The 22,201-nt window shown below is 36.1% G+C and carries 17 protein-coding genes, 15 tRNA genes and 1 pseudogene; 15 read left to right on the top strand and 18 right to left on the bottom strand.

What is annotated here, in order from left to right; genetic code table 11:
• Positions 1 to 26: 26 nt before the first annotated feature.
• Complete coding sequence (locus PSA_RS07860) at positions 27 to 1,514, top strand: hypothetical protein (RefSeq protein ID WP_371257852.1); 1,488 nt, start codon at positions 27 to 29, stop codon at positions 1,512 to 1,514.
• 66 nt (positions 1,515 to 1,580) lie between these two features.
• Positions 1,581 to 1,826: pseudogene (locus PSA_RS07855) on the top strand (endonuclease III); the annotation flags it as partial.
• Between the two features lie 723 nt (positions 1,827 to 2,549).
• Here the strand turns inward: PSA_RS07855 and glpQ are convergent.
• The 4 genes from glpQ to PSA_RS07830 form a co-directional block, all read right to left on the bottom strand.
• The gene (gene glpQ, locus PSA_RS07845; protein WP_042149966.1) at positions 2,550 to 3,536 is read right to left on the bottom strand and encodes a glycerophosphodiester phosphodiesterase; all 987 of its coding nucleotides are present in this window, start codon (positions 3,534 to 3,536) and stop codon (positions 2,550 to 2,552) included.
• A 404-nt stretch (positions 3,537 to 3,940) separates the two neighbouring features.
• Positions 3,941 to 4,459 (bottom strand): GlxA family transcriptional regulator, encoded by a 519-nt coding sequence (locus PSA_RS07840; RefSeq protein ID WP_082305660.1) that lies wholly within the window; start codon positions 4,457 to 4,459, stop codon positions 3,941 to 3,943.
• Positions 4,460 to 4,660: 201 nt separating this feature from the next.
• Positions 4,661 to 6,631 (bottom strand): TonB-dependent siderophore receptor, encoded by a 1,971-nt coding sequence (locus tag PSA_RS07835; RefSeq protein ID WP_042149969.1) that lies wholly within the window; start codon positions 6,629 to 6,631, stop codon positions 4,661 to 4,663.
• 80 nt (positions 6,632 to 6,711) lie between these two features.
• Positions 6,712 to 7,014, bottom strand: coding sequence for a hypothetical protein (locus tag PSA_RS07830; RefSeq protein ID WP_127924200.1), 303 nt, complete (start codon positions 7,012 to 7,014; stop codon positions 6,712 to 6,714).
• Between the two features lie 401 nt (positions 7,015 to 7,415).
• On the opposite strand from PSA_RS07830, the gene gloA reads away from it, so the two are divergent.
• Positions 7,416 to 7,799: a lactoylglutathione lyase gene (gene gloA, locus PSA_RS07825; RefSeq protein ID WP_042149974.1), complete on the top strand. Its 384-nt coding sequence runs from the start codon at positions 7,416 to 7,418 to the stop codon at positions 7,797 to 7,799.
• Positions 7,800 to 8,038: 239 nt separating this feature from the next.
• Here gloA and PSA_RS07820 read toward each other — a convergent pair.
• The 8 genes from PSA_RS07820 to PSA_RS07785 all read right to left on the bottom strand — a co-directional run bounded on the left by PSA_RS07820 (position 8,039) and on the right by PSA_RS07785 (position 9,570).
• A tRNA-Glu gene (locus tag PSA_RS07820) sits at positions 8,039 to 8,114 on the bottom strand.
• A gap of 147 nt (positions 8,115 to 8,261) precedes the next feature.
• Positions 8,262 to 8,337, bottom strand: a tRNA-Glu gene (locus PSA_RS07815).
• A gap of 140 nt (positions 8,338 to 8,477) precedes the next feature.
• A tRNA-Glu gene (locus tag PSA_RS07810) sits at positions 8,478 to 8,553 on the bottom strand.
• Between the two features lie 147 nt (positions 8,554 to 8,700).
• Positions 8,701 to 8,776, bottom strand: a tRNA-Glu gene (locus PSA_RS07805).
• 134 nt (positions 8,777 to 8,910) lie between these two features.
• Positions 8,911 to 8,986 (bottom strand) — tRNA-Glu (locus PSA_RS07800).
• 140 nt (positions 8,987 to 9,126) lie between these two features.
• Positions 9,127 to 9,202, bottom strand: a tRNA-Glu gene (locus tag PSA_RS07795).
• 168 nt (positions 9,203 to 9,370) lie between these two features.
• Positions 9,371 to 9,446 (bottom strand) — tRNA-Glu (locus tag PSA_RS07790).
• A gap of 48 nt (positions 9,447 to 9,494) precedes the next feature.
• Positions 9,495 to 9,570: transfer RNA gene (locus PSA_RS07785), tRNA-Ala, on the bottom strand.
• A gap of 910 nt (positions 9,571 to 10,480) precedes the next feature.
• Between PSA_RS07785 and PSA_RS07780 the strand changes: the two genes are divergently transcribed.
• The 8 genes from PSA_RS07780 to PSA_RS07745 all read left to right on the top strand — a co-directional run bounded on the left by PSA_RS07780 (position 10,481) and on the right by PSA_RS07745 (position 12,984).
• A tRNA-Val gene (locus PSA_RS07780) sits at positions 10,481 to 10,556 on the top strand.
• A 26-nt stretch (positions 10,557 to 10,582) separates the two neighbouring features.
• A tRNA-Val gene (locus PSA_RS07775) sits at positions 10,583 to 10,658 on the top strand.
• A 26-nt stretch (positions 10,659 to 10,684) separates the two neighbouring features.
• Positions 10,685 to 10,760 (top strand) — tRNA-Val (locus PSA_RS07770).
• A 25-nt stretch (positions 10,761 to 10,785) separates the two neighbouring features.
• Positions 10,786 to 10,861: transfer RNA gene (locus PSA_RS07765), tRNA-Val, on the top strand.
• A 38-nt stretch (positions 10,862 to 10,899) separates the two neighbouring features.
• A tRNA-Val gene (locus PSA_RS07760) sits at positions 10,900 to 10,975 on the top strand.
• A 25-nt stretch (positions 10,976 to 11,000) separates the two neighbouring features.
• Positions 11,001 to 11,076 (top strand) — tRNA-Val (locus tag PSA_RS07755).
• 29 nt (positions 11,077 to 11,105) lie between these two features.
• Positions 11,106 to 11,181 (top strand) — tRNA-Val (locus tag PSA_RS07750).
• Between the two features lie 180 nt (positions 11,182 to 11,361).
• The gene (locus tag PSA_RS07745; protein WP_042145784.1) at positions 11,362 to 12,984 is read left to right on the top strand and encodes a response regulator; all 1,623 of its coding nucleotides are present in this window, start codon (positions 11,362 to 11,364) and stop codon (positions 12,982 to 12,984) included.
• A gap of 68 nt (positions 12,985 to 13,052) precedes the next feature.
• On the opposite strand, the gene PSA_RS07740 is transcribed toward PSA_RS07745, so the two are convergent.
• The gene (locus PSA_RS07740) at positions 13,053 to 13,490 is read right to left on the bottom strand and encodes a pseudoazurin (protein WP_042145787.1); all 438 of its coding nucleotides are present in this window, start codon (positions 13,488 to 13,490) and stop codon (positions 13,053 to 13,055) included.
• Between the two features lie 102 nt (positions 13,491 to 13,592).
• Here PSA_RS07740 and PSA_RS07735 point away from each other — a divergent pair, with 102 nt between their 5' ends.
• From PSA_RS07735 to PSA_RS07720, 4 genes are read left to right on the top strand one after another with little or no spacing between them, the layout of a single operon-like run.
• On the top strand, positions 13,593 to 14,021 hold the full coding sequence (locus PSA_RS07735; protein ID WP_042145789.1) for a hypothetical protein: 429 nt from the start codon (positions 13,593 to 13,595) through the stop codon (positions 14,019 to 14,021).
• Positions 14,022 to 14,039: 18 nt separating this feature from the next.
• Positions 14,040 to 14,240 carry a hypothetical protein gene (locus PSA_RS07730; RefSeq protein WP_042145791.1) on the top strand — a complete coding sequence of 67 codons (201 nt, stop codon included), beginning with the start codon at positions 14,040 to 14,042 and terminating at the stop codon, positions 14,238 to 14,240.
• A gap of 2 nt (positions 14,241 to 14,242) precedes the next feature.
• Entirely contained in the window at positions 14,243 to 14,743 is a 501-nt protein-coding gene (gene sodN / locus PSA_RS07725) for a superoxide dismutase, Ni (RefSeq protein ID WP_042145793.1), read from the top strand.
• Positions 14,743 to 15,039 carry a S24 family peptidase gene (locus PSA_RS07720; RefSeq protein ID WP_269432778.1) on the top strand — a complete coding sequence of 99 codons (297 nt, stop codon included), beginning with the start codon at positions 14,743 to 14,745 and terminating at the stop codon, positions 15,037 to 15,039. The genes sodN and PSA_RS07720 overlap by 1 nt, the downstream gene beginning before the upstream one ends.
• Here PSA_RS07720 and PSA_RS07715 read toward each other — a convergent pair.
• The 5 genes from PSA_RS07715 to smc form a co-directional block, all read right to left on the bottom strand.
• Positions 15,017 to 15,478, bottom strand: coding sequence for a DUF2919 domain-containing protein (locus PSA_RS07715; RefSeq protein ID WP_231665231.1), 462 nt, complete (start codon positions 15,476 to 15,478; stop codon positions 15,017 to 15,019). The genes PSA_RS07720 and PSA_RS07715 overlap by 23 nt on opposite strands.
• A gap of 33 nt (positions 15,479 to 15,511) precedes the next feature.
• Positions 15,512 to 15,856, bottom strand: coding sequence for a DUF3392 family protein (locus tag PSA_RS07710; RefSeq protein ID WP_042145801.1), 345 nt, complete (start codon positions 15,854 to 15,856; stop codon positions 15,512 to 15,514).
• Positions 15,853 to 17,874, bottom strand: a complete 2,022-nt coding sequence (gene ligA, locus PSA_RS07705; protein ID WP_042145803.1) for an NAD-dependent DNA ligase LigA — start codon at positions 17,872 to 17,874, stop codon at positions 15,853 to 15,855. The genes PSA_RS07710 and ligA overlap by 4 nt, the downstream gene beginning before the upstream one ends.
• 73 nt (positions 17,875 to 17,947) lie before the next feature.
• Positions 17,948 to 18,670, bottom strand: coding sequence for a cell division protein ZipA C-terminal FtsZ-binding domain-containing protein (locus PSA_RS07700; protein WP_042145805.1), 723 nt, complete (start codon positions 18,668 to 18,670; stop codon positions 17,948 to 17,950).
• Positions 18,671 to 18,726: 56 nt separating this feature from the next.
• Positions 18,727 to 22,161, bottom strand: coding sequence for a chromosome segregation protein SMC (gene smc, locus PSA_RS07695; RefSeq protein WP_042145808.1), 3,435 nt, complete (start codon positions 22,159 to 22,161; stop codon positions 18,727 to 18,729).
• Positions 22,162 to 22,201 lie beyond the last annotated feature (40 nt).

Genomic DNA, 22,201 nt, shown 5'->3' with positions numbered 1-22,201 from the left:
GCTCTGGTACAGGCGGTGAAACATCAATAAGTGTTGAAATTGAAATTACAAATGACGACGAGAATGGACAGTGGGATCATATCAATATTGTTTATGGATCAGATGACCCTAGCCGTCAGTGGCTAAACATTCATTTACCATACGATCAGAGCACGCCTTCACCTATTTACGTGTTTGCTCACGGCAATGGCGGCAAAGCCAATGGGGTGTCTGAAAAGCAACTGCATACTATTGCGATGGCTGGCTACGCTGTCATCAGTTGGGAGTCCATTGCAAACATAGGTAATCCAGAAGAAGCTGCAATAGGTGTTGCTGATGCACAGGTAATGTTTGACTGGATTCGAGCTAACGCTGATAAATACGATTTGGATCCCGACCACATCGTTGTGGGTGGACGTTCACGTGGCTCAATAATTAGCTGGCAGTTGGCGCATAGTAACCACCCTGCAATTAAAGGAATATACATGTACAACGCTTTACCAGAGTCAACTTGGCAAAACGTTGATGTTTGGAATCCTGTTGATGAAATAACAATTGATAGCCCCATTACCTACTTAGTTTACGGCCCAGATTTTGACGATAATGATGGCCATAATCCCGTTTACGTTGATCCCGTTATCGAGCGGTATGGAGAGCTAGGCATTAGCGACAAAATAACACGTTATGTCGATATGTGGGGAGACTACAAGGGTGGCAGTAGCAGCGGTAACTGGACGAATGATGGGGAAATTATGCATTACTTTCCTGAGTTCGCTGTGAAAGTTGAAGACGCAGAAGTTCCCCCTTCCTCAGAGCACAATACTTTATTTATGGGACACAGCTTCTTTGCTCCAATCGCCAGACAAATCCCTTTTCATTTGGCTGAACTAGGTATTGATAACCATAGCCAACATGTTGAGATGTCTGGTGGAGAAACAGGAACTCCCCATGCACTTTGGGAAGACGAAGAGCATAGAAACAACATTCAAACCATCCTCAATACCGGAAAAGTTGAGCTACTTGGCATGACTGCAAGCCCAACGCTCGAAGGCTACACGCTTTGGATTGATTATGCTTTATCGAAAAATCCAAATACAAAAATTGTTATAGGAACGCCTTGGCTAGACTTTCCTGCGAATTACAGTGACGCGGCAAGTTATGAAAGTACAATAATAGACGGAATTGACAGTAAAATTAAAGTTGATATTGATGAGCTTAGGGTACGCTACCCTGATGCAGAAATCATTAGTTTACCTTATGCTTTTGCCGCTATAGAACTAAGACATATGTTCGAAGCAGGCCAATTACCAAACGTAACAGATTTAATAGGAAACAATCTAAATACTTCTATCTTTGCAGATGAAAAAGGTCACGGTCATAGTAACGGCTTATTACTAGATTTAGCAGAATTTATCTGGTTAGCTCAAATTTATGGCGTTGACTTGGACTCTTACAAATATAGAGCCGGACATGCTATTAACCTAAAAGAAGTTACCAAATCTATTTTAAATAATCATGCCTATTACTTTAATTAACTAGAAAAATAGCTATTCTATTCTGCCGCTCAAGGTTGCGTTAGGATATATCTACCTTGATTATACTTTGGCTCGCCAACCATATCCGTAGATACTCACATCGACCGCGTATCAAACCGTTCAAAATTTGCAATGGGTAAAAATGTGGTAGAAGTTGAAAATAAGCTTTTAAAGGTAGTACCAAAAGAGTTTATGGTAGATGTTCATCATTGGCTTATTTTACATGGTCGCTATACGTGTGTTGCAAGAAAACCTAAATGTGGCTCATGTATTATTGAAGACTTGTGTGAGTTTAAAGATAAAATAGAATAGTCCAAGATCTATTTAACGCGTAAAACGATCTCTATAAATGACTCTTTTCTTTATCTTACCATTTGATTTTTTAATTTTTAAAAGCGAAATGAGGTATGTAGGCCTAGAGCTTAAAAGGCCTCATTAATAAATTGTGATGCATCAAAAAAGAGCCCTAAACATTGTGAACTCTTGCTATAAAAGTTGCGTTTGTGAATGCGCTAATAAAGAAAATGAATTTGATTTGGTTGTTTCAAGTGAAGTGGTAAACCCAATATCGCTTCACAGTCTATGTAGATCTAATATTGGTTGGTTCAGTGATAAATCTATATTTGAGCACCATATAAAAGATTAGCACTTAGGTCACACTAATGGACTTTACATACTTTGGCATAAAAATAACTACTGTAATAAACACAACCACTTTCATATGAGAGCGCTATATGTCGGTAAGGGAAATATAGCAGCTCGTTTTCGTGATCATTGGGATCGAAAAGACTTTTCCGAAGAGTTATTTGTTTATTTTACATACGTAGAAATGTCGAATCGCCTATCAAAATACTTTGAACAGGTGTTACTAGACCATTATGATTTTCCCCTAAATAAATCAGAAAATACTGGATGCAAAGTTTTGTGCCAGCATTTTGCTCAATGGGACGTTGATTAATTCGCGCATAACATAAAGCTTTCTGGATAATAGAACACAAAACTTACTTTCCTTTAACTAACTGTAATCACTATTTCTTAAAGATTATTGGTAGCACCTTTTCTAAACGACACTACTGGAGGTAGTTGATCGGTAAAGAGTCCATCTACTTTCCATTTATTTATAAGCAGATCCAAAACATCTTTTACTTCTTTACCTTGCATTAATGTTTCTGTTCTAAAGGTATAAGGGTGAATGAGTAAGCCAAGACTTTTCGCTTTGTGTACCCATGGTGCTAACTCCTTACTTTCAGCATCTGAAATGTGGCCAAGCCAAGGACCTATGCCATCTGCATATTGTGAAACGCTCATCATGCCGGCTGAAGTTTTTAACTGATCAAAGTTGGTTTCTGCTTCCTGCCAGCTATTTTCACCTATTAGTTGGATCAACTTAACCTTAGCGTTTAACTCTGTGCGGATCCGCTTTAGCTCGTCAAAGTCAAAACACTGAATATATACCTTCGCATCAGAAGCATCCAAACCGAATTTTCTAAGCGAACTCAGTACCTTTTGACTAATATCTAGACCGTTTTGTCGATGAAATTCTGGTGATTTTACTTCAATATACAGCCCAGTATTTTTGTTAGTGCCACGATTTAATTGATTTACTAGCTCAATCTGATCGGCCAACGTCGTAATGCGAAATTTAGCTTGTCCCTGATAACGTTGCTTAAAGACTTGAATGTTATTATCTTTACGTTCGTTTACTGTCAGCCTGTTTATTTCCGCTAACGTAAAATCAATTGCATAATAACTACCGTCCTTCCTCGCTCTTGATGGAAAGATCTGTGCGACATTTGTAGTATTTTCAAGATGGATATCATGGATCACTAATGGGACCCCGTCTTTGGATAAAACAACATCCTGCTCGATAAAGTCTGCACCTTGGGCATGAGCGAGTACTGTAGAGGCGAAGGTATGCTCTGGTAAATAACCTGAGGCACCACGATGCGCTATGATACTGAAATCAGCTTGAGAGCTAAAAGTGACTATAGCCAGTGATAAAAAGACAATTATTGTTCGCATAATAAAGAGTATTAACGGTAATTACAGTTGAGTATAACCACTGATTATTAAATATTTATGTCAATTTCGATAACGCACTCAAGACTATATTTTATTCTAAATGGCATTAATGCCTTTTAATGGATAAAGCAAGCCACAAAGTTGGTAATAACAAAGGTAGCAGCTGAGTTTAAGGTAAATACAGAGTAAAGGTAATTATTGCATACCAGTAATGTTTGTATCATCCAAACCTAAATGTAGATCATGTTTTATTAAACGTTTGTGTAAGTATAAGAATTCAATAAATCAAAGACATCAACAAGTATATAAGGTTTATATTTTTGTTATCTAAGCATTAAAACTGTTCCCATTTGCTGACTTAAAATGTCGACTAAAATTACGGGTACTCATCATGCAGTATTTGGCTACTTTTTCCAAAGTATAATTATCAGCACTAAATCGATTAACTTAGCAATTCTTTCGTCACTAGGTCTTTCTATTATTGGGTTTTCAATAAATTGATTTTGACCGCCACTTCTTTCTGGAGATGAGACCATAACTTGCGCAATCTTATTAGCCACTTTAACACCATAATACTGTTTTACTATATGAAGACAACAATCAATTGCTGCTGCACTACCAGCTGAGGTGATCACATTACCTTGCGTTATATATAATGGATTTATATCACAGGTTATTAATGGAAAGGTTTTTGCAAAGTCACGCCCATATTGCCAATGGGTTGTAGCGCGTTTGCCATTGAGTAAGTCACTATAAGCGATAGCATAAGCTCCGGTACATAAACCGACTATTAGTTTGTTATTACTGTGGGCTTGTATAAGTTGCTCTTTCATAAAATCGCTTGGCACTTTATCCGGGAGCCAGCTAGGCACGATCACAATATCTGCATCTTTAATAACAGAAATGTCATCGTTTATTTCAATGCTTAAACCATTGGCTGAAGTATTTAGAAAAGCCTAAGGCATTTATTTCTTTATTCTAAATACTATCTATTTGAAAACAGGATCTAAATAGAGTTGAATTTCTTAAATTAAGCCGATTATTATCTTTAAATTATTTAAGTTAAAATGTATAAGGAGGCAATGTATTGTGCCTCCTTAATCCACTAATTTACTTTAAAGAAATTAGTGACCGAACTGAATACGAATGCCGGCATTGACAGTAAATCCATCATTACGAGACCAAATATCTGTAGTCCAGCGACCGCTTGGGTCTTGCTCTGGTAGCAATAAAGACTCATCTTTAGTTTGTCGTACGTTTAGCAAGTTTTCTGCATTTAAAAAGTAACTCACTTTGCCAACAGTAATTTGACCCAGCAAACCTAAATGCCAGTATGCCTCACTCTTAGTTCGATACGGATTATCCTCTAAGTGTTGCGTCCCTGTGTAGTAAGCCTCAAAACCTACCATATGACTACCATGCTCTTCCCACATAAGCACAGCACCAGCTGAGTGTTTTGGCGTAAAAGTCAAAGGCTCTCGGCCAGTGCCTAACTGAGTTTGTTTACTAGCATCAGTGTACAAATAACTAGCTGTTAATTTCAAATCATGCCAGCGATAGCGAACTAAAAATTCAGCACCTCGAATTTCACTCTGGCCTGGCGCATTTACGATACGTACTTGTTTATCAGAATTTCTCTCATATAAGGGAATTTGCTGAAGTTCTGTAACATTATCAACATCAGATGCAAATAAAGTCATACTCGTTTCGATATTATCAATTTGATAGCTAAAATCGATAGATGCTGTTGTTGCCTGCTCCTCTTCAAGATTTTCAAGCGGTGCTAAACGTGATAAACCAGCTTCTTCAATATCTTCAATAAAAGGCGTAGGTGCAAAAAAACCTTGACCGTAAGAACCGCGAACAGTCCAAGTTTCTGGGTTATAAAGCATTGAAATACGTGGACTAACTTGCGTCCCATATTCACTGTGCCAATCTGTACGTGCACTCAAGGACAGTGAAATATCATCTTCTGTATCATAATCAAGCTGAGAGAATAATCCTGGTACTTGGTAATTGTAATTAAACTCAGAAAAATCTTCCGCGTTAAAACTATCTGATTGATAAGCTACACCCACTAACCAAGCAAGTTTATCACTGTAACCTGATACGCTAGATTCAAGTAAATAACTTTCGTGGGTATCAGTCTCTTCTACCAGACCATAAACATGATCATGCTCTTGGCGCATAGCGGAGCCACGAATATTAAGATTTAATTCATCTTCTAATTGTTGATCAAAAATAAAACCACTATCTAATCTAAGTGAATCTTGGCTTTGAATAAATGGATTACCATCTGGAACTGTGGCTCCCTCAACTGTGCCACCTTCACGTTCTTCCATCATAGCACCAAGAGTCATATATAAATTGGCTCCGCTTTCGCTTTCCCAATAAATGCGAGGGCGCACTGTTGCTCGTTGATACTGTGCCATATCAATCCAACCGTCACTATCCAAATCTTGTTGCTCTTGATTATGTAAGCCAGCAGTTAAAGATGCACGAGTAGAACTATTAATAGGTGTGGCGAAATATGATGTGATATCTTGGCCATTTTTAGATGTTGCATTTAATAACACTTCACCTTCAACTCCATCTGATGGAGTACGAGAGATTAAGTTTATTACGCCACCAAGTGCAGAGCCCCCATAAAGAGAAGATGCAGAACCTTTTATGATTTCAACATTTGCAAGATCTGTTGGTGGAATTTGTAATAAGCCTATAGATGCAGTTTGACCGCCATATAATGGTAATCCATCACTTAATAGCTGAGTGTAACGACCATATAAACTTTGCAGTCTAATATTGGCACTACCAAGCGCAGGTGAAGTAGTTTGTACGCGCACCCCACCCGTTTCAGCAACTAGCATAGAGATATTACCAGGTCTCATTAAGGCCTTTTCTTGAATTTCTTCTCCATTAATGATCTCTGTTCTTGTGGCTGACTCAGTAACAATTCGACCAAGTCGTGACGCTGTTACTTGAATTTTTTCAATTTTATCTTTGCCATGTTCATCATGGTGGTCGCCTTCAGAAGCGTATGATATTGAAGGTGCTAATAGCACTGCCAGTGCTACTTTAGAATATTTAGTAAGCATTTTTTACCTCATAAATGCCAAAACTGCGAGACGTTCGCAATTAAAAAATGTTTGTTTCTTCTATATTGGAGTTTTAGGGACTAGGAGGTAAAAATGGGTGGCCGATAGAGGGAGTTAGCAATAAAATGCGTACTTTTAGTTGCTAATGATAACTGCTGCTCACTTAAGATCACCAGTTCTGAAATATCAGTATTATTATCTAAATATGTAAAAGATGCACATGCATTTGCAGGGCAAATACATTCTGTTTCACAACAGTCTATCTCACAACAATCATCATCTGATGTATTCATATCATGATCATTATTTTCAACTGCTTGCTGAAATACTTTTGTGTGAAGTTCAGACATATCATCAAAAGATGGCATAATGTGATAAGCCATCGTTTGCCCTATAAAGGCAACCGCAATTGTGATTATAAACAGCAATTTTGACAATAGTTTAAACATAAATAACTCTAATAAAATTCGCGACTATTGTAGGCGATTTTCAAATATATGTGAAGCATAGCAAAAAGTTCAAGTTGTGAAAGATTTTTTAACATACTTATTATATTAAAGAATTGTGCCTCTATCTTGCCTGCTTTTTTCTATTTTTTATCGATTACATTTAAACAAAACTAATTAAAACTGGCATAATAACTTAAAGCCTTCACTGAATCAGTTTTGTAGCATATTGATTACTTTTTCTAATAATTGTTAGCGGTTCACAAGAAAAATATGTATTTATGACTCTGATTTTTGATAGCGACCGTCACCATATAAAATACTCTTTAAGGAAGGTTATGCGTTTATTACATACTATGCTGCGCGTTGCAGATTTAGAAAAATCTATCGAGTTTTACACCAAAGTTCTTGGCATGCAGGAGCTTAGACGCTCTGAAAATGAAAAGTATCGTTATACTTTAGTTTTTGTAGGCTATGGCGATGAAGACGCAAATAGCGTCATAGAGCTAACATATAACTGGGATACTAATGAATATGATCATGGCACTGCATTCGGTCATTTAGCAATAGAATATGATGATATCTATAAAGCATGTGACAATATTAAACAGTTAGGTGGCATTGTGAGCAGAGATCCAGGCCCTGTACTTGGTGGTACAACTGAAATCGCTTTTGTTAAAGATCCTGATGGCTATGCAATTGAATTGATTCAAAAAAAGTAAATAACTTAGCAGAATGAGAGCTAAATCTTTATTTGGCTCTTATTCTCCATAACAAAAATTAAATTTATGTAAGAAAATAAAAAAATAATGTCTTTAGGATATAAGGCTTACAGTTAGGGTTTGAAAGATTACTTAATCAGTTTTAAAGGTAAAATATATTAGATATTAATAAATAGGTATAAATTAGATATTCTTGAAATGATTTATCTAATGACTTCTGACTAGCACTTTAAAAAGAGTGGCGTCCCCAAGGGGATTCGAACCCCTGTTACCGCCGTGAAAGGGCGGTGTCCTAGGCCTCTAGACGATGGGGACACAGTTGTTTTTGTTTAAATTTAATCTTAAAAAAATAATAAAATCTATAAAACGGTCAGTGTCACTAGGACTGGTTATTTAGACTCTTACCATACGAGCTTCGCCTAAGCGATTAAATTGTATTGCTGACTTTCACTTTAAATAAAGTGGCGTCCCCAAGGGGATTCGAACCCCTGTTACCGCCGTGAAAGGGCGGTGTCCTAGGCCTCTAGACGATGGGGACACAGTTGTTTTTATGTTACTCTTATTAAAAGTAATAAAACGGTCAGTGTCACTAGGACTGGTTATTTAAACTCTCACCATATGAGTTTCGCCTAAGCGATTAAAATGTACTGCTGACTTTCACATTCTAATTAAAGAAAGTGGCGTCCCCAAGGGGATTCGAACCCCTGTTACCGCCGTGAAAGGGCGGTGTCCTAGGCCTCTAGACGATGGGGACACAGTTGTTTTTGTTTAAATTTAATCTTAAAAAAAGAATAAAATCTATAAAACGGTCAGTGTCACTAGGACTGGTTATTTAGACTCTTACCATACGAGCTTCGCCTAAGCGATTAAATTGTATTGCTGACTTTCACTTTAAATAAAGTGGCGTCCCCAAGGGGATTCGAACCCCTGTTACCGCCGTGAAAGGGCGGTGTCCTAGGCCTCTAGACGATGGGGACACAGTTGTTTTTATGTTACTCTTATTAAAAGTAATAAAACGGTCAGTGTCACTAGGACTGGTTATTTAAACTCTCACCATATGAGTTTCGCCTAAGCGATTAAACTGTATTGCTGACTTACACTTTTAATAAAGTGGCGTCCCCAAGGGGATTCGAACCCCTGTTACCGCCGTGAAAGGGCGGTGTCCTAGGCCTCTAGACGATGGGGACACAGTTGTTTTTATGTTACTTTTATTAAAAGTAATAAAACGGTCAGTGTCACTAGGACTGGTTATTTAAACTCTTAACATACGAGCTTCGCCTAAGCGATTAAATTGTACTGCTGACTTTCACATTCTAATTAAAGAAAGTGGCGTCCCCAAGGGGATTCGAACCCCTGTTACCGCCGTGAAAGGGCGGTGTCCTAGGCCTCTAGACGATGGGGACACGGTTGTTTTATGTTACTTTTATCAAAAGTAATCAAACAGTCAGTGTCACTAGGACTGGTTATTTAAACTCTTACCATATGAGTTTTCTATTTACACTTTATGCTAACTCTAAACTCGGTTAAAGTTGCTTTTCAGCTTCAGCATTAATTAAGTATAAAAACTTAATTGGCGTCCCCAAGGGGATTCGAACCCCTGTTACCGCCGTGAAAGGGCGGTGTCCTAGGCCTCTAGACGATGGGGACACAGTTATCTTTTTAGATATGTATCACTAGGACAATGCAAAAGTAACCTGGTGGAGCTATGCGGGATCGAACCGCAGACCTCTTCACTGCCAGCGAAGCGCTCTCCCAGCTGAGCTATAGCCCCATTACTTACTCAGTAATTCACATGTATGTATCGCTGAGTGCGGGGCGCATTTTATGCAGACACCATTTTAAAGTCAACAGTTTTTTATAAAACAATTGCTAACTGATAAGTTTTTCAACAAGCTGATGCTTAAATAAGCAAATATAGTAAAAAGTATCCGGTTAGTTTGTTGGATAGCTTTTAAAAACATAAAATCTGCGCGCCTACTCTATCCTAAGCTCTGATACCATCAATCTAAGTTGCCTTATATGTGCAAAAAACACAATAAAGATAGGTATACATCTATAATGGCTATTTATTTTAATACTTAATTCTTTTAAAAAATGATATAGCTATTAAGATTGGTTCTGCTTAATAAACCTATCCACATAAACTTCGGTTTTAAGTTTTAAGTTTTAAGTTTTAAGTTTTAAGTTTTAAGTTTTAAGTTTTAAGTTTTAAGTTTTAAGTTTTAAGTTTTAAGTTTTAAGTTTTAAGTTTTAAGTTTTAAGTTTTAAGTTTTAAGTTTTAAGTTTTAAGTTTTAAGTTTTAAGTTTTAAGTTTTAAGTTTTAAGTTTTAAGTTTTAAGTTTTAAGTTTTAAGTTTTAAGTTTTAAGTTTACATAAAAAAACCATAAATTAAGTAAGTGCGAATATAATATTCAGCATTTATTAATCTTTTTATAAATCTTTATCATGGGGTTTTTTCTACTTAGAGATCTATTGAACTCACCTAAGAACAGGCAAAACTTCATATAAAGCTAAATATAAGTTTAAAAAACAAACTTTTGTTTATTATATATTCAGCTAAAATAAAATAACTTAAAATATTGCATTCAAGTATTGACAGTTTTCGTTCCATACCTATAATAGCGCTCCACAACAACGGGGTTATCTTTTAAAAAGTTAAGAGCATTGTTGATAATGAAATTGGGTGATTAGCTCAGTTGGGAGAGCATCGCCCTTACAAGGCGAGGGTCACTGGTTCAAGTCCAGTATCACCCACCAATTTTATTACAGTAGCATTTATATCTGGGTGATTAGCTCAGTTGGGAGAGCATCGCCCTTACAAGGCGAGGGTCACTGGTTCAAGTCCAGTATCACCCACCATTTATAAATAATACAAATCGTAATCTGGGTGATTAGCTCAGTTGGGAGAGCATCGCCCTTACAAGGCGAGGGTCACTGGTTCAAGTCCAGTATCACCCACCATTTTACGATTAAGAATATAATATCTGGGTGATTAGCTCAGTTGGGAGAGCATCGCCCTTACAAGGCGAGGGTCACTGGTTCAAGTCCAGTATCACCCACCATTTATTATATTTAAAATGCATATTAGTTATATCAAATTGGGTGATTAGCTCAGTTGGGAGAGCATCGCCCTTACAAGGCGAGGGTCACTGGTTCAAGTCCAGTATCACCCACCATTTTGATACAATAACAGATTTATGTGGGTGATTAGCTCAGTTGGGAGAGCATCGCCCTTACAAGGCGAGGGTCACTGGTTCAAGTCCAGTATCACCCACCATATGCATTCATTTAAAAATCCTATTATGTGGGTGATTAGCTCAGTTGGGAGAGCATCGCCCTTACAAGGCGAGGGTCACTGGTTCAAGTCCAGTATCACCCACCACATAATAGCCTCTTGTAAAAATCATCTTGTAAGTTAAAATAAATTTAAACCTCGTTATTATCTTAATTACCATTAAATTGTCAAAAACTAACCTCTTGGTTTAAATATCTTTAATACCACTTGTCAGGCACAGATCTGTTTAATATATTCATAGTTACACACAGTGACTATATTTAATAAATGATAGATAAAACCTTTAACAAAACTAAAGTACTGATTATTGATGATCAACCTTTAGCACAGAGCTATATGAAGCAATCTCTAGAAAGCATTGGTTTTAGAGATCTTATTTGTGCCGAACACGCACAAACTGCATTACGCCTGTGTCAAAGTAGTAAGTTTGATTTAATTCTGTGCTCATTCAATTTAGGCAGAGATAAAGATGGCTATCATTTATATGAGGAACTCAAAAATAAAAAGCTTGTTAAGCGTACTACAGGTTTTATCTTTATCAGTGCAGAAACCAGCCCCGCTCTTGTTCATAGCGTTATAGAATTACAGCCTGATGATTTTTTAGCTAAACCTTTTTCACAAAAAGAACTCAGTACCAGAATTGAAAAGTTATTAAATAGAAAAACAACTTTAGCTCAAATTTATGATTTTATCGATGTTGAAAATTACTCTAAAGCTTTAAAAGTCATAAAAGTACAGCTAGCTTCCACCAAAGTATATAATTACACCCCTATTCTTTTAAGATTAAAAGGAGAGTTATTACTTAAGTTAAATCAGTTTGCTGAAGCTAAAGAGTTTTTTAAGTCTGTTTTAGGGATCCAAAAATTTACTTGGGCAAAAATTGGTCTTGTAGAATCATTGATTGCAAATAGTGAATTCAAATTTGCGCAAAATTTACTTGAATCTATGCTTGAACGTCCAGAAACCAGACTTGTCTCATACGATTTACTCAGTAAATTAGAGCTACAATTAAAAAATTATGATAGCGCACAAAACTACTTAGTAGGTGCAACACAAATGGCGCCTAGAAATATTAATCGACAACATCAATTAGTTAATGTTGCTCGATTAAATCATGATTATGAAAATAATTATACGGCTAACCGTAATATTTTAAAGTTTGCAAAAAATTCAATTCATCATCACCCTAATATTTATTTAAATGTCGCTAGAGCCGGTGTTGATTATGCTTTAACAACAGATCAAACCGAATTAGTTACTAGATTAACAAGGCAATCTAGTGAGTGTTTAAATGAATTAAAAACACAATTTCCGGATGCTGATACGCAAGAGCAACTTGATATTCTACATGCACGTATTCATTACCTAAAAGACGAAAGAGAAAAAGCACTTGGACTCATTAATCAACTCGATAATGAAGGTGACCCTATCCGCTCAGTTGATGATTCATTAGATAAAGCAAAAGCATTGCATGAACTTGGATTTCATCATAAAGCGAGTTTACTTTTTGATAAAATCAATCAACATTGCTTACAATACAAAGTAGATGACAAAACACTCTTAGCTTATATTTCTCAAGAAAAACAAGAGAGAAATGAAATTAAACATGGTCCTCGAGAGCTTAATAACAATGCTGTAGAGCAATATCAAAGAGGCCAATTTCCAAAAGCAATTGAAACTTTTTCTCAAGCTTTTAGAGTTATGCCAAAAAATGCCAGTATAGCCCTTAATTTATTACAAAGTATGCTTAATGCTTCAAAATCTGGTGAGAGTTTAAATTCAGCTTTAATCAATAAATGTAAAAAAACCATAGAATCTGAAAAGCTAGATGATGAACAGCAACAAAGATTTGATAAGCTCAAAGAGCAACTTCCTTCAAAAATTCATTAGCAATACAGTTTTCACTATATTGATTACATTTATTTCGAGTAGGTCTATCCAAGATAGACCTACTCTCTTTAATTTACTTTTTTAAGGTAGTTATCCATACGTCCTTTATTCAAAGCGACTGTCGGTATCACTTCTTGCCAATCTTTTTTGGCAGCATCTAAATTAATTGCGTTACCAACTTGAATCAACCCTACCATGCCCATAACGGTATGCGGCAAACACTTATATAAATAAACACCTTCTATATCAAAAGTTACCTTAGTTGGTTTACCAAAGGGGGTTGAAAATGCTTTTGCGCCATCAGGCACTGAAAAAGACTGTGCATTATGACTGACATCGCTAGGAATAAAGTTAATAACATCGCCTTTTTCAATTTGTATATATCCAGGTTCCATTACCATAGTTGCACCTTTACTACCTGAAGTTAATAATTTAACACTATGCTCTGCTGCATTAACTTGAACCAGACCACAGGTTAAGGCCGCTGCTATGATTAACTTTTTCATATTACTCTCCTAATATTTTTCATTCAAAAAACTTTTTTTCTTTACATTTCACACAAAAAACAATATAAATGCAAATCATTATCATTACAAGAAAGTAATTAAATGGAAAACTGGCAATCTATGATGAAAACAGGCAATGCATTTTTTGAGCAATGCGCCTGGTTTGATGCACAATATTATTATCAAAATGCAATTAGCCATATAGAAGCTTTATGGTCTAGTGATCCTCAAAACATTCAATTACTACTTGGCTGGATCTCAGGAATGCACAATTTATCAGCTCTGTTTGAAATTCAAGGTGACTTCCAAACCGCTTTATATTATTTAAAAGCACCACATGAGCATATGTTGAGTATTACGCAAGACGATACACAATCTGAATCCATGCAGTTAATCGCATTAAGAGCGCTAAAAATAACACTAACGCCATTATTAGAGTTTTCTCAGCAACATCCTATTTGTGATCCTTGTTTAGACTCTCTTCACGCAGCAGAAGAGTTTATAAACTCATCACAGCCTATCATCCATTAAAATCAAAGGTATTGAACAATGAACAATAAAAAGGTTATTTCAGCATTACTAGGTAGCGCATTGCTAACTACACAAACTGCTTTTGCTCACCCTGGACATGATCACAATGCAGCATCTGCAGACTTAATTCATTTATTTTGGATTGCACCAGCAGTAATTGCCGTTGGATTTATTGCATACAAATTAATAAACAAAAACAAACAATCGAAGAAGGGATAATCATGCTATTTAACTTAGTAAATAAATTAGATCAAAAATTCAGTTTTTCAACTGCATCCGCACATTGTGATATTCCCTGCAAAATATACGATCCTATTTCAGCTCAAATTGCAGTGTTAACTATGATCAGAATGGTTGATTTGTTAAATGAGCTTAATGAAAAAACAGATTTAACCGCTAATGATCAAGCCCAATTTAGTCGCCTACTAAATCAAAAAGAAGATCACGGTAATAAAGTAAAAGAAGAAGTTCGAATTATTTGGGGTGATTATATTAAGCAACCACAATTAGAAAAATTTCCAGAGCTACATGAATTAACGCATAGTATTATGTTAGCTAGCTCGAAGGCAAAACAGCATATAGATAAAGATGCTACTTTAGATTTATTAAACAAAGTAAATAGATTTGCTGAAATATTTTGGATCACTAAGGGTGTAGAAACATTCACAGCTGTGTGTCCATACCCACCAGCACAAACATTAGTTTATCCTAAGCTGAATTAATGCCCTTTAAGCTAATAAGAATTACGGGGCACAGTATGTCGCCTCGTATACCAGATAAAAGTTATGTTTTACTGCATACTTGGTTAAACATATTTAAGCCTGAACATGGTAATGCTTTGCTTATTAAACATCCTAAATATGGTGATATAATAAAAAGCTTGGACCATATAGATAACCAAGGTTTTTTCTGGTTTAAGGGAGAAAGTGAACAAAGTGTTTCTATGATTGAAATAGGCCCTATCTCAAAATGCCAGATTTTAGCAAAGGTTTGTTTTACTTTGTCGGCCAATCGTTAAAAAATACGGGTAAGTATTTACTGCGTATTAAATAGAACAATACCCAAGAAACTAATAACAATTGTATAGCAAGAAAAGCAGAGAACTGAAAATGATGACTTCTTGCTTGTATCAATAGCCAAGCCAAATCAAGTACACAACACAAAACCAAAGGCGTTTTCATAAACCGCCAAGATTTTGCTAATTTAGGATTGCTACTAGGTCGCCTTAAAGAAAATATCACTGCGGGTATTAATGCTAATGCCCCAATCGCTAAAGCAATAAAAAAATCATTTTTATTGCGATAAAACAATGACATTAAATCTAAATCAGGACGCCTTGATACCGCTGAAAAAATCCAAATTATGTAAGTTCTTAATAAAATAAGAAATGAAACACTCAATGCGATAGGTGCACGATAAACACCATGTTTATCCCAAAACTCAGGTCCAAAACGCATTACAATTTCCTCGAACATTCATATGCAAAGTCTCTAAATTTGATTTTTTCTATCTGCTAATACACCTAAAATAATAAAAGCCACCAGCAAAAACCAAGGCATATATATTTTGCCAAACAATAACAGTAACTTTATTAATAAAGGCGTTGCAAATAGGGTTAATGCACCAAAGCCAAACGCATTGACAATAATAAAAATCACTGTACGGATAATAAAGTGCTTACGGGAAAATAGTCGTTTAATAAACTTATTTAAGTCATTTGCGTATAGCGCTATTAAACACACGATAATTGTCAGTGCGATTTGACTTAGATGAGGTAAAAACCAGCTTGCAAGCTGGTTAGAAACCTGATTAAAAAAAGTAATTAAGCTATTCATACATTATGATCTAAAAACAAATCAACTAAGTCTTGTTCTGTTAATATTTTAAGACCCAAGTCTTGCGCCTTTGTTAGTTTTGAGCCTGCTTTATCACCAGCAACTAAAGCATGAGTTTTTGCAGAAACACTACCCGATACTTTTGCGCCTAAAGTTTGCAATTTCGCTTTTGCTTCTGAGCGCCCCATTTGTGTCAAGGTACCCGTTAAAACATAAGTTAAGCCAGCTAAAGGCTGCTCACTTTCAGACTTAACTTCAATGTCAGGCCAATGAACACCAGCTTGCATTAAATCTTCTATCACTGTTTTATTATGCTGCTCTCTAAAAAAGAAATTTACATGTTTTGCGACTATCTCGCCAACATCAGATACATCTTGTAAGCTCTCTACGCTTGCTAGGCTTACTTTCTCAAGTGTTAGGTAATGATTTGCTAGGTTTTGGGCTGTTGCTTCGCCAACCTCTCTAATACCTAAGCTATATAAAAAGCGTGATAAAGTGGTTTTTTTTGCGTTTTGTAAAGATGCAATTAAGTTTTCAGCCGATTTAGGTCCCATACGCTCTAACGTTTCCAGATGCCCTTGTTTTAAAATAAATAAATCAGCAGGTGTATGAATTAACTCTCTATCAACCAATTGCTCAACTATTTTATCTCCTAAACCATCAATATCTAATGCTTTGCGAGAAGAAAAATGTTTAATGGCCTCTTTTCTTTGGGCTTCACATACTAAACCACCACTACATCGTGCTACGGCTTCTCCAGCTAAACGTTCTACTTTAGAATCACACACAGGGCAAGAATTAGGAAAAGTAATGTCTACGGCATTATCAGGACGCTTTTCTAATACTATTTGTGCCACTTTAGGGATCACATCACCGGCACGGCGAATAATCACAGTATCACCAATTTTGATACCTAAGCGCTCTATCTCATCTTGATTATGTAAAGTTGCATTAGAAACCGTTACACCACCAACAAATACGGGCTCGAGTCTCGCTACAGGTGTGATAGCGCCTGTTCTACCTACCTGAAATTCAACATCTAATAACTTAGTTAATTCTTCCTGAGCCGGAAATTTAAAAGCAATTGCCCATCTTGGAGCACGGGCAACAAAACCTAACTCTTGCTGTAATGTTTTATTATTTATTTTAATTACAACGCCATCAATTTCATATTTTAGGCTGGTACGGCGCTCACCAATATCTTGATAATAAGCTAGTGCAGAATCAACGCCTTTAACTAACTTAGTCTCAGGGCTCATAGGTATGCCCCATTGCGTTAACTGAGTTAATTGTTCAAAGTGATCTTGTGCCAATTCGCCATCTTCAACGACACCTGTACTGTAGGCATAAAACATTAAAGGTCTTTTAGCCGTAATTTTTGAATCAAGTTGACGCAAACTACCTGCTGCTGCATTTCTTGGATTGACAAATACTTTGTCACCATTTAACTGTGCTTGCTCATTCATTTTTTCAAAGCCAGCGCTATTCATAAATACCTCACCGCGTACTTCAAAACGCTTTGGATAGCCAGAACCACGTAATTTTAAAGGGATATTACGTATCGTTTTAACATTCTCAGTGATGTTTTCACCCGTAGCACCATCTCCACGTGTTGCAGCTTGTACTAATACACCATCTTCATACAAAATTGAGACAGCTAAACCATCAAGTTTAGGCTCACAACAAAACTCAAAAGTGTGGGACTCTTTTAGTCTGTCTTGTAAACGCTTGTTAAAAGCATGAAACTCAGCATCATCAAATGCGTTATCAAGAGATAACATAGGCACTTCATGAGTCACTTGCGTAAAGCCAGCTAGTGCATGTCCGCCTACTTTTTGAGTTGGTGAATCTGGTGTAATAAATTCTGGATTTTGTTGTTCTAGTTGGGTTAAAGATTTAAATAATCTATCGTATTCAACATCTGGAATACTTGGTTCATCTAAAACATAATATTTATAGTTATGCTCTTCAAGTACTGATTTCAGGCTATTTATTTGTTCTAAAATATCTTCCGACATGGTTTTCTCTATCAACAAAAAAGCCACCAAAGGTGGCTATAAACTATAAATATATGATTTTAAGAACTTGGTTTTAGCCAAATTCTCTTATTTTTTCAACATACTGTCTAACTGTAGGTACAGTTAATAATTCGCGCTTATGGTCAAATATTTCTGCGCCAAATTCATCTGCTATTTTCTTAGCTGCGCTATGTAACATATTAAATGCGGGTAATGTATCGCCTTCACAAGGAAGTGTCATAAATAAACTTATACCGGCAGTTGAAAACTGCTCCATATTATCTATATCAAAGGTACCTGGATTAAACATATTAACAAGTCTAAATAGTACAGGTCCATCGCCTGAAGGGTCTTTATGACGATTAAAGAACCCTTCATCTGAGTATTTAAACCCTAAAGTAAGTAATAAAGGTAATAAAGAAGAACCTTGCATAGTTAGCCCTGTAGGCATTTGAATATGAACTATTATAAAATCTTTAGGCTCTTCTGCTTCAGGCGTTTCTTGAGTACCTGACGCTTCTTTGTCAGTAGCAGATTTCACATCATCGTCTTCATCTAATTGAACGCTAATATCACCAATCTCAGGCTCATCTCTGTCTGCAACCATACTAGGCACATCCATAGACTCATCTGCAATTTCAACTGATGGTGCTTGCTCTTTACTGCTAGTGTTTATTTTGGCTTCACCTGATGGGGTTTCGTCTTTTTTTCTTACAGACCAAATTCCATGTAATAATAATCCACCAATCACTAAGGCGCTAATGATCACTAAAACCCATCTTAACTCTTCGGCCATGCCTCTACCCTTTTTTATTTTTAATGCAGTACATTCTATTTATAGCATTATATTAGTTAATTAACAGCCATTTCAACTGCTTGGTCAATATCAACGGCAACCATACGAGATACACCGGGTTCTCCCATAGTGACACCCACTAAACTACCAGCCATTTCCATCGCAATTTTATTATGGCTGATATAAATAAACTGCACAGATTGTGACATTTCTTCAACCAAACGACAAAAACGTCCAACATTAGCATCGTCCAATGGCGCATCTACTTCATCCAGCATACAAAATGGCGCAGGATTGAGCCTAAAGATGGAAAACACTAATGATAATGCGGTCAGCGCTTTTTCTCCACCACTAAGCAAATGAATTGTTGAATTTTTCTTTCCCGGTGGTCTGGCCATGATAGAGACACCACTTTCTAATAAATCATCTGAGGTCAGCTCTAAATATGCGTGACCTCCGCCAAAAACTTTAGGAAATAATTCCTTTAACCCTGCATTTAACGCATCAAATGTTTCTTTAAAGCGGTTTTTGGTTTCTTTATCAATTTTTTGAATCGCCGTTTCTAATGTATTTAGCGCATCAAATAAATCTTGATATTGTTCATCAAGGTATTCTTTTCTATTTTTAGCTTTTTCATACTCATCAATCGCAGCTAAATTAATTGGCCCTAAAGCCTCTATTTTTATCGCAAGTTCAGATAATCTTGTTTGCCAAATACTACTTTTTGCATTCTCTGGTAAATGGTTTAGTACTGATTCTAAATTAGTATTCAAATCTATTAAAGGTTCAAGTAAAGCCGATGCTCTTACAGCACTGCCCTCCTTTTCAATTTGTAGCTGTTGTAATTTTTTTTGTATGTTAGCTAATTCGCCTTGCGCATTTTTTTGGCCACGCTCTTTGGATGACAACCCCTCTTTTGCTTTAATTAGCACTTTATCTTGCTCTAATTGTGCAGTTTTTAAGGATTGCTTTTTCTGTAACAAACGTTGAATTTCCTCATCAACATGCTTGATAGGCGATTCTAATTCTAGGTCTTGCTCAGTCAGTGATTTTTGTAATGTTAAGGCTTCATCTAATGACTTTTGAATATGGGCTAACTGATTTAGCTCTAAAGTTAACGTATTCTTAGCCGTTTCAAATGCCAAACTCGCGTCATGATTCTCATTTTTAAGTTGTTCAAATTGCTGCTGATATCGTTTTAATTCTTGTTTTGCCTGTTCATACGCTTGCTCAGCTGACTGCGTTTTTGATTGCAACTGCTCATTTTCAATGTTTTCCCAAAGCGATTTTGCATGTTTTAATTCATCTTGATGCCGATTATATTGCTCTTGTAGATGTTTTAATTTGAGCGTAATTTCATTTACTTGTATTTGCCATCGTTGAGCCTGTGATTGCAATACATCTAAGCGTGTAAAAACAGCAACATCTTGCTGGGTTAGTTGATGAATTCGCCCAGAAAGCGCTTCATCATCACTTTTAAGCTCAGATATGAGATCTGTTTGTTGTTGATGTTTAAGTTTCAGTACATCACGTTTATGTGCTAATTCTGTTAATCTTTGCTCGATTGATACTATTTTTTTTGCTTTTAAGATTAATGATGCTGACTCATCAATTTGAGCATCTAATACCCAGTTTCTACCAAATAATGTGCCTTGCTTGTTTATGCATGCAAACCAGTTTTTATCTTTTAAAATTACTTTAGCTGGGGCTTCGTTTTCAATCAGTGCAATATGTTCTAATACATCAGGAAAAGTACCAGATGCCACTTTTCGTGCTAATGCAATCTCAGAAGCACTATCAGTGTAACTGCGCCAAATACTATGGCCTTCGCTTTTTGTCGATTCATAATCTTTAAATATTTTTGCATTTTTAAATTGCTGTAATGCATGCTCTATGGCTAACTCAAATCCATTGTGTATTTTAAGCTGGCTAAACAGCAGAATATCTTGTGAGTTTGTTTGTCCATCCTTATTTAGTGCAACATTGTTGACGATATCGCTTAATGCTTTTAGCTGTGCTTCTTGTTGACTAAATTCAGTTTGTAATTGCTCACATTCATTTTGAATGTCTTGTTGTTTTTGTAACTGTAAACCAATTAAATTCTGCTTTTTGTTTTGTGCTAATTGCTGTTGTGCTAAGTCACTTTTTAATTGTATTTGTTCTGTTTGTAACTTCGCCAGTTCGTTAGCACTATTTTGTTGCTCTAATTGATTAAGCTGATGCGAACAGTCTTGCTGTTGTTTTTCATTTAACTCTAACGTATTGAGAATTTTCTCTATATTTAATTCGTTTTTTTGAGTTTGCTTTTCATATTCATGAAACTGCTTTTGTAAATTTTGCCAATTTTTAAATGCGTCTTGGTTTTTTTGATGTAATTCATTAGAGTGAATTTCATTTTCAGCAACACGTAATTTTGCTATTTCCAGATTTTCCTGAGCCAGTTGTTCAGCTTGCTTATTTTCAGATTGCGTTTTTTTAAGTGTATTTTGACTTGCTGTTAATGCCACTACTTTAGAGCTACATTGCTCAATTTGAACTATTAGCTCTTGTCTTTTTTGTTTTAAATGCACTTTTTGTGTTTCAAAACGCGTTAATTCTGTTGTGGTTTTATAATCTGACTCTTGAATTGCTTGGCGCTTTTGCGTAACCGCTTCTATTTCACTTTTTAGTGAGGCAAGGACATCTTCATGACCAATATGAGCTTGTTGATAAAATTGAATTTCTTGTTCTAACTTTTTTATTTTTTCTTCTGTCACTGCGATTTGTTGTTGCAGTTTTTGCCATTTTAAAACTGCCAATTCACTTTTTAAGCATCGCTCTTGTGCTTTAAATTGCGAATATGACTTAGCTTGCTGTGATTGTTCATTCAACTTATCTAACTGAGCTTGTAATTCTTGGCGTACATCTAATAAACGTTCTAAGTTTTCACGTGTACTGCGTATCCGAGTTTCAGTTTCTCTTCTGCGCTCTTTATATTTAGAAACACCTGCGGCTTCTTCAATAAATGTGCGTAGTTCATGGGGTTTACTTTCAATTAACCGGGAGATCATGCCCTGTTCAATAATGGCGTAACTGCGAGGACCTAAACCTGTGCCTAAAAATATATCTGTGATATCACGCTTGCGGCATTTACTGCCATTTAAAAAATAAAATGACATACCTTCACGATTAACAGCCCTTTTAATTGAAACTTGGTTTCTGCTAGCAAAAGTATCTGGTAAACGACCTTGGGTATTATCAAAAATAAGTTCAACAGAAGCTTGAGAGATAGGCTTTCTAGATGTTGAACCATTAAAAATAACATCTGTCATGGCATCGCCACGCAGGTTTTTTGCTGAACTTTCGCCTAGCACCCAACGTACGGCATCAATTACATTTGATTTGCCACAGCCATTAGGTCCAACAACACAGGTCATTTGATCTGGAAAGGGTATTTTAGTAGGCTCAACAAAGGACTTGAAGCCAACCAGCTTAATGGTACTCAGGCGCATGTATCTTTTTATTATTATCTATCAGGTTTTGGGCCGCTAA

The organism is Pseudoalteromonas sp. '520P1 No. 423', from assembly GCF_001269985.1.
In the GTDB taxonomy this organism is placed as follows: Bacteria; Pseudomonadota; Gammaproteobacteria; order Enterobacterales; family Alteromonadaceae; genus Pseudoalteromonas.
Note: the sequence above shows the minus strand (reverse complement) of the source record. Positions and strands in the feature narration are given on the sequence as shown.